Source organism: Corynebacterium bouchesdurhonense (genome assembly GCF_900078305.2).
GTDB classification, from domain to species: domain Bacteria; phylum Actinomycetota; class Actinomycetes; order Mycobacteriales; family Mycobacteriaceae; genus Corynebacterium; species Corynebacterium bouchesdurhonense.
This window is the reverse complement of record NZ_LT546021.1, coordinates 1-2,915: the sequence shown is the minus strand read 5'-3', so window position 1 is coordinate 2,915 and position 2,915 is coordinate 1. Positions and strand designations below refer to the sequence as shown.

5 protein-coding genes and 2 pseudogenes are annotated in these 2,915 nt (G+C 59.0%); 2 read left to right on the top strand and 5 right to left on the bottom strand.

Annotated elements, in window-relative coordinates; all coding sequences use genetic code 11:
• Nucleotides 1–434: 434 nt before the first annotated feature.
• The 3 genes and pseudogenes from BN4252_RS00460 to BN4252_RS11375 all read right to left on the bottom strand — a co-directional run.
• Nucleotides 435–644: pseudogene (locus BN4252_RS00460) on the bottom strand (cytochrome ubiquinol oxidase subunit I); the annotation flags it as partial.
• A gap of 120 nt (nucleotides 645–764) precedes the next feature.
• Entirely contained in the window at nucleotides 765–1,088 is a 324-nt protein-coding gene (gene fdxA, locus BN4252_RS00455; protein ID WP_066524094.1) for a ferredoxin, read from the bottom strand.
• A gap of 272 nt (nucleotides 1,089–1,360) precedes the next feature.
• Nucleotides 1,361–1,642, bottom strand: coding sequence for a cupin domain-containing protein (locus BN4252_RS11375; protein WP_230208520.1), 282 nt, complete (start codon nucleotides 1,640–1,642; stop codon nucleotides 1,361–1,363).
• On the opposite strand from BN4252_RS11375, the gene BN4252_RS11235 reads away from it, so the two are divergent.
• On the top strand, nucleotides 1,529–1,774 hold the full coding sequence (locus BN4252_RS11235) for a hypothetical protein (protein ID WP_187370900.1): 246 nt from the start codon (nucleotides 1,529–1,531) through the stop codon (nucleotides 1,772–1,774). The two genes, BN4252_RS11375 and BN4252_RS11235, sit on opposite strands and share 114 nt — an antisense overlap.
• 176 nt (nucleotides 1,775–1,950) lie before the next feature.
• Nucleotides 1,951–2,414, top strand: a pseudogene (locus BN4252_RS00445) (phosphoketolase family protein); the annotation flags it as partial.
• Here the strand turns inward: BN4252_RS00445 and BN4252_RS00440 are convergent.
• Nucleotides 2,407–2,640: a hypothetical protein gene (locus BN4252_RS00440; RefSeq protein WP_230208521.1), complete on the bottom strand. Its 234-nt coding sequence runs from the start codon at nucleotides 2,638–2,640 to the stop codon at nucleotides 2,407–2,409. The pseudogene BN4252_RS00445 and the gene BN4252_RS00440 overlap by 8 nt on opposite strands.
• An 87-nt stretch (nucleotides 2,641–2,727) precedes the next feature.
• The coding region (locus BN4252_RS00435) for a DUF305 domain-containing protein (RefSeq protein ID WP_143341130.1) at nucleotides 2,728–2,915 on the bottom strand (188 nt) is incomplete at its 5' end.

The following is a 2,915-nucleotide window of genomic DNA, read 5'->3' as shown; positions in this document are numbered from 1 at the left end:
CCATCAGCTTCTCGCTGATCGCGTTGACCCTCGACGGGTCATAGCCTTTCTTCGGTGACACCGTAGTCATTATCGGTGAAACTCCTTTCAGATCAGAGCCTCACACACAAACTTCCTGACACTCTCCCCAGGGCCCACCATCAGCAAGCGTTACACCACACTAAGGGACGTAACCGAGTTTGTCCGGAGTTTGTCCGACGATAGCGGGGTTAATAAACCCTGTGGGCGTTGTGGAAGATCCACCACTCGTACAAGCACATCACCGCGGCGACGCCCTCCCCAGCAGCCGACGACGAAACACTATCGGCCCCGCCGGCGCCGCTGCTCAGGAAGCCAGTGGAGTGACACTCACAGACCTCCGAGACTGCGCCGACACAAGGCGCGCCTCCCCTGCCCCGTGGGGGCCGTCTCTGCATTCGTGCGTTCAGCGCCCGTTACCTCACGCCAGCATGGTCGTCCTCTGGGGCGCCAGTCTGCGTGGTGTCGGCACGTTCGTCGCGTGCGGTGACATGCCCCTCGCGTCGCATGCGTTCAACCATGTGCGGGTAGCGCAGTTCGAACGCAGGCCGCTCGGAGCAGATACGCGGTAGCGAGGTGAAGTTGTGGCGCGGCGGCGGGCAACTAGTCGCCCACTCCAGCGAGTTGGGTGCTGTTGCAAACAGGAATTCCAAATAACTAACTATTTGTTAGTGTGCAGCACAACGCTGGTACCGGATCCGCCGTTTTCGTCGAAAACGCGAGTTTGCAATAGCACCTATCAGGTCCTAGTTCTGGTTCTGTGGCGGCAGCGCCGCGACGAGCTGGGCGTCAAAGTCCTGCGGACCCAGGCTGGCGGCACCGCCTGGCGAACCGAGGTCGTCGAAAAAGGCGGCGTTAGCGTCGATGTAGTCCACCCACTTGTCTGGGACATCGTCTTCGTAGAAGATGGCCTCAACCGGGCAAACGGGCTCGCAGGCACCGCAGTCGACGCACTCGTCGGGGTGAATGTAGAGCATCCGTTTGCCCTCGTAGATGCAGTCCACGGGACATTCCTCGACGCAGGCTCGATCCAGGACATCAACGCAGGGCTGGGCGATTGTGTAGGTCATCGGATCTCCAATACTGCGGATAAAAACGTGGAAAATAGGTTCACCATCATCCTACTAGCTCCCCAACCCTTCACCAATGGGCACATATCTTCGATTACCTCCGCCGCCAGTAGCGGTAAGGATAGTGGAACCGGTCAGCTGGTCACCGTCGCATGCTGGTACAAACATCAGGGACAGGAGGCCGGTGATCGAACGGTGCCGGTCCATGGTCTCGCCGCGAAAAAACGGACCCTCGGCGGGCTCAAACACCCCAGGGGAAGTCCCTATCTTTCTTATTGCTTCAGTTTGGCAATGGTGATCAAAACAGCGGAGTCCTCGATTGCCTCGAGGCTGTGCCGAGATCGCGGCACGATCAACAGATCACCGCTGCGACCTATCCAGGTCTCATCGCCCGTCCTGAGTTGGACACGCCCATGTAGGACATAAATCGTGGATTCATCGTGATTGTCGCGCTCTCCGAGCTCGGCACCCTGACGTATCCCGACGACGGTCTGCCGCAGAATTTTTTCGTGCCCGCCGAAGACGGTATCGGCGGCACGAGCACTAGGGGCGATGATGGCCTCTTTAAGTTGCTTGCGGGCGAGGGCCTCGATCGATATTTTGTGCATATAAACAACCTTTCGGAGCCGGTCTGGGAAGCATCGAATGGTGAGGAGACCATGTTTTTGTTCATGCGCCTTCCCTGATGGCCCAAGAAGTTAACGCAGTGCGTAAAAAGTGGACTCTGACGTGTCAGCGGTGGGGATCCTCCGTGGGCGGGCCGATGCGCAGGATAGCGGTCAGCGCTTGGTTTCGGTTACTGACATCGAGACGGGCGACGATTATTCATAAGGAATGCAAATTTATAGCAGCATCACGCGACGAGTCAACTACGCTGCTGTCGGGGGCCGACCACTGTCTGCGCGGCCGTCAGTATGTCATCGTCGCCGGCAGACAGCCACAGCTGTAATACCTAGACATGGACGACGCCATCGTTCACTGCACCAAGGGCATCGGCATCTGGGGCTGGGCCAGCACACACCCGGACACGGAACCGGATGTGGTGCTTGGTTGTGCCGGGGACGTTCCCACCATGGAGACCCTCGCCGCCGTGGACCTTTTGCGCTCCCACTTCCCGGATCTGTCCATCCGGGTGGTCAACGTCGTAGACCTCCTTTGAAACACGAGTCCGAAGGCCCACACGGGCTGTCGGACACCGACTTCGACGCGCTGTTCACCACGGACAAGCCAGTGATCTTCGCCTACCACGGTTATCCGTGGTTGATCCACCGGCTCACCTACCGGCGGACCAACCACGGGAACTTCCATGTTCACGGCTTTAGAGAGGTAGTTTCCCGGCGATGGGATATCCGGCAGCGCTCATCTCTTGGTGGGCTTCTTCGGTGGAGGCATAGACCGGGATGCCCTGCGTGATGGCGGTGGCGACCCGGTAATCGGTGGTGACGTCGCTGACCCCGAGGAGTTCCATGTCCTCCTGGGCTCTCACCGCGTCGGCTACACGTTTACCGATGACACCGTACCCGTTTACTGCAACCTTGATTTTATTCGGCATGCTGATTGTCCTTCCCGGAAATCCTGGTTTGGCCCGATGGCCGTATGGTCGTGTTTCTCATCTGGGGTGGTCGGGGAATGTCCTTGTTCAGAGCTCGTTGAGCATCTGCTGCATCTGGGCGATCTCGGCCTCCTGGTCGTTGATAATCTGTTCGGCCAGGGTGATCGCATGGGGATTCTGGCCGTCAGCAACCTCGTCACGGGCCATGTCGACCGCACCTTCGTGGTGGGCGGTCATCTGCTCCAGGTATAGACGGGCAGCCTCGGTACCCTGGG